Origin of the sequence: Vibrio sp. V08_P9A1T1 (assembly GCF_963874405.1) — a bacterium.
Taxonomy (GTDB): Bacteria; Pseudomonadota; Gammaproteobacteria; order Enterobacterales; family Vibrionaceae; genus Vibrio; species Vibrio anguillarum.
Map to the genome: position 1 here is coordinate 1 of NZ_CAWNIB010000156.1, position 4,145 is coordinate 4,145.

The window sequence follows — 4,145 nt, forward strand, 5'->3', positions numbered from 1 at the left end:
CACTAACTCCAATCCTGGGATCATTTTTAATAATTCAATGGTAAAAATGACATTACCGCTGCGTTCAAGGTGGCAAGGGGTGTGGTAAACCACTTTCAAGTTAACGGGTTTCATTTTAGGCGCATTACCGCTCATGAACTCTTTGAGTAGAAAGCGCGTGACGTACTCGATTTGTTTGACCACCTTACTATTATCAACCCCTAAAACATGAGGATATTCTTGTTGTAAGGTAAACGAACACGTTGATGAGGTGGAGATGAGCGTCGTTTGACGATCAACTACCGCGGCTTCGATATTTTTCACATTCAATAGCGCATTTTTACGTGCTTTATCGTGAAAACCATTGGCAATCAGCGGTACACCACAGCATTTCTCGTTATCCAGTAACCGTACGCCGATATTCATCGCATTCATCACAGAGACAAAATCTTTACCTAACTGCGGGTGGTTATAGTTAACGTAGCAGCCGTGGAAATAGGTCACTTGCCGGTTATACAAGGGTTGGCGTGTGCAGTTCTGCTTAAACCAACGACGAAACGTGCCGTGTGAGTATTTGGGAAGTGATTTATGATCGTGCACACCAATGGTCTTGTGCATCAGTTTTTTTACCATCGGCATAGCCGTAGCAGCGTTCACTATCGGTGCAAATGGTGTGGCGATCGTGCCAAAAAGATCGGTATGGCTCAGCACGTAATCACGCACCAGCTTTGGACTCAGCGTTTTTTTACCATGTTTGCCACGCGCCACAGCAATGATATCGCCAATTTTTACTCCGGAAGGACAGGCGGTTTCACACCGTTTGCAGTTGGTGCAGAGCTTGAGTAGGTCGTCATAATACTCTGCGCTTTTAATCCTCAAGCGTTCGCCATCCGGCCCGCACTGTTTTGGCCCCGGATAGAGTGGGTTTGCTTTAGCAACCGGGCAATAAACGGTACAAACAGTGCATTTGATGCATTGATCAAAAGAGGTATTTTTGGGTGCGGCTTCAACAAAAGAGGTGCTCATACTAATACCTCCTGAATGACGGGTCGAGATTGAGTTTGAGCCATAATTTGAGAGGTAGCGTGGTAAGCACTGGCAATAGCAACGCCTCCACCGCTGCCTTCAAAGACAGGATCATAACCCGCGAGCATCGAACCACAGCAGTATAAATTAGTAATGATATTACCTTGATGAGTTGGATTCAGTGACGTGTTGGTCAGCACACCAAAGGTCATGAAAGGGTGAGAGTTTGCTGAGAAAAAGGCATGGTTTCGCCATAGAGCGCGATCATGACAGCTCTCCGTCTCTAATTGGAACACGGGTTCGCTAATACCGTGATGAGAAGCCTGTAAACCTTGGCTGAAATAGCTCCCTGTAGCCATCACGAAATGGTCAGCTTGAATCGGCATATCATTGAGATTTTGAGTATGAATGGCGGTCAAACGGTTGCCGTCAAATTCACCACTGATGACTTTATCGCCTTTTAAATGAGTACCACCCATGGTTAAAAAAGCTCGGCTGAGTGTCTCTTCAATGCGGATGCCCATTAATGATGGCGGCATGGTCGGGACTTCATGCAACTGCAAGTTGGTTTCCAATTTGAGTTTGTTCAGTAAGGTTAACCCATCACCATTGCCCATGATGGCAGGTAGGATCACTAGATCTTGCACAGTGGCATGACGGATCAGTTGATCACAAAAACTGCGCCATGCATGTGGTTGTTTGAGCAAACGAGCAATATCGATGGAGCGCAGTTCGTTGGGGTTATGGCGAAGTGCTTCGAAACCCGGAATCGTGATATTGATGATCTCACTTGGGATAGCCGAAAATGCAGGTAGAGCGCGTAAGTTATCTTGCAGCATATGTGGTTGAAAATCTCGGTAACCATCGATGGCGAGCAGCACAATACGCTTAAAATCAGCATTCGTTTTATGTTGATAAACATAAGGTTGTGATAACCAAGTGGCTTTCAATGTCCCCATCGGAGTTATGCGATAGTGGTTACTATTATCCGCTTGGTGTGTCAGCGGCATGCCGCGTTGCTGCAGCGTTTTTTGAAACCACATTAACCCTTGCGAAATAGTGTCAGCGCCAATTTTACTGTAAGGGTGATTCGGGGCTTGTTGACGTAATGCTTCCATGGCGAGCAAAGGGGATTCAACCGCTTCGCCGCTAGGCAGTTTACCCAGAACATCGATGGAACCGGATGAAAAATGCAGAGCACTTTGGCCTTGACTGATCAGTGCTGTTTTTAGGCCCGCTTGTAAGCAGCGAAGACCTGCACTGTAACCTGCAATTCCACCACCGATAATTGTGACGTCGTATTTCACCATAACGTCTCCTCACTTTCATTTTGCTTGTGTTGCGTTGGAATGTCATTGGCTCCGAACAAGCCTTCATAAATCCAGTAACTGAATTCAGCTTCGCGCAGTGCATCTCCCCAGAAAATCGGTTTAATGCCTTTCCAGCGCTCTTCTAAAAACTCAACCAACAGTTGGCTCGATTGGTTTCCCGAAACGTGACCATATTCTTGAAATAAGCTGGCGGCGCGATAGCTGCAAAGCTCTCCTTGGCACGGCCCCATACCTAAACGAGTGCGGCGACGTAAATCGACCAAGTTATTTACATCGAGTTGTTTAATTGCGTATTCAATTTCGCCCGCGGTCACCATTTCACATTCACAAATAACCGCTTGGCTCTTTGCATCATCAGATAAGAAATTTTGTGCGCGCTCACCATGGCGATAAATAGCCGATTCATAGACGGGCTTGGCAATGCTGGCGGTCTTTCTCACCTGTTTTGGGGTTTCGTTGGAGCCGGGTAGGGCGCGAGTATGAGTTTCGCAAGGGGTATTATTGCCCAGTTTTTTGGCGACTAAATCGGTCGCCCATTCTGCCATTAGGCGGTAAGTCATTAATTTACCGCCTGTAATCGTGGTGAGGCCTTTCAATCCATCGCGTTGTTCGTGGTCAAGTAATACGATGCCGCGACTGATGTTTCGGCCGCTGCCATCATCATTAATAGAGACCAATGGACGCACACCTGCATAAGCGCGTAGTACACGAGTATTCGCCATGATGGGGGCCAGTTTCGCGCCTTCGGCCAGTAGTATATCGACCTCTTTTTCAGTCACGTGCAGGTTGTCAATTTGGTCGTAGTCAATGTGTTCAGAGGTAGTACCGATCAGTGAAATGGTATCACCAGGGACAAGAATATCGGCATCAGAAGGCTTGCGACAGCGGTTGATCACAAGGTTGTTGATACGATAATCAAGGATCAACAATGAGCCTTTCGCGGGGAACATTTTGATGTTGAGATCGGCGTATTCACAGATGTTTTGTCCCCATATTCCAGCTGCGTTAATCACTTCTTTGGCGAAAATCTCATATTGTTGATGAGTGTTGAGCTGTAAACAGCGCACGCCTAATACTGTGTCACCTTGGCGGATCAGCGACGTCACAATGGTTTTGTTCATGATCCGCGCACCATGCTCTTTGGCGTCTAGCACATTGGAAGCGCATAAACGAAAAGGATCGAGTGTGCCATCGGGTACTTTGACCGCGCCAACAAGGTTTGGATTAACGTGAGGCTCTAAACGCAGTGCTTCTTTGGCAGAAAGCGGCTCGGTTGTGATCCCAGCTTGAGCGCACGCGTCGATAAACGTGCTCTGAAAAGCAAGATCGTCTTCAGGCAGAGTAATGAACAGGCCGTCGGTTTTCTCTACACAATGTCTGGCGATATTTTTTAAAATTTGATTCTCTTGGATGCACTCTTTGGCCGATTCAGGATCGGTAACTGCGTAACGTGCCCCTGAGTGTAATAAACCGTGATTTCGCCCGGTGGTACCAGAAGCAATATCATCCTTTTCTAGCAAAATACACGCAATGCCGCGCAGTGCGCAGTCGCGCATGATCCCAGTACCGGTTGCTCCGCCACCAATGATAACAACATCGGTTTCAAATCGTGTGGTTGTGGTCATGGTGAAACCTTATTCGATGAAAAACTTATATTTAGTGTGGCATTTTCAATAGAAAATGTTCGATATGTTGCTCACAAAAGCGCGAATGAGCGAAATTGTGTTTCATTTTGGCGGTAATTTCATCTTTGTATGTTATTTCATATCAAAATGATGAACGGTTTAACAATTTAGGTTGGGTTAATTT

General features: G+C 46.4%; 3 protein-coding genes. All 3 read right to left on the minus strand.

The features are described from left to right. Positions 1–1,005 (minus strand): anaerobic glycerol-3-phosphate dehydrogenase subunit GlpC (gene glpC / locus AACT21_RS07290; RefSeq protein ID WP_094164306.1); only part of this gene is annotated, 1,005 nt, incomplete at its 3' end. Further along, positions 1,002–2,315, minus strand: a complete 1,314-nt coding sequence (gene glpB, locus AACT21_RS07295; RefSeq protein ID WP_094164307.1) for a glycerol-3-phosphate dehydrogenase subunit GlpB — start codon at positions 2,313–2,315, stop codon at positions 1,002–1,004. The genes glpC and glpB, both read right to left, overlap by 4 nt. Beyond that, positions 2,309–3,961, minus strand: coding sequence for an anaerobic glycerol-3-phosphate dehydrogenase subunit A (glpA, locus tag AACT21_RS07300; RefSeq protein WP_094164308.1), 1,653 nt, complete (start codon positions 3,959–3,961; stop codon positions 2,309–2,311). The genes glpB and glpA overlap by 7 nt, the downstream gene beginning before the upstream one ends. Positions 3,962–4,145: the final 184 nt, after the last annotated feature.

Coding starts and splice junctions, on each gene's coding strand:
- glpA (WP_094164308.1), bottom strand. CDS start 3,961: ATGACCACAACCACACGATTTGAAACCGATGTTGTTATCATTGGTGGC.
- glpB (WP_094164307.1), bottom strand. CDS start 2,315: ATGGTGAAATACGACGTCACAATTATCGGTGGTGGAATTGCAGGTTAC.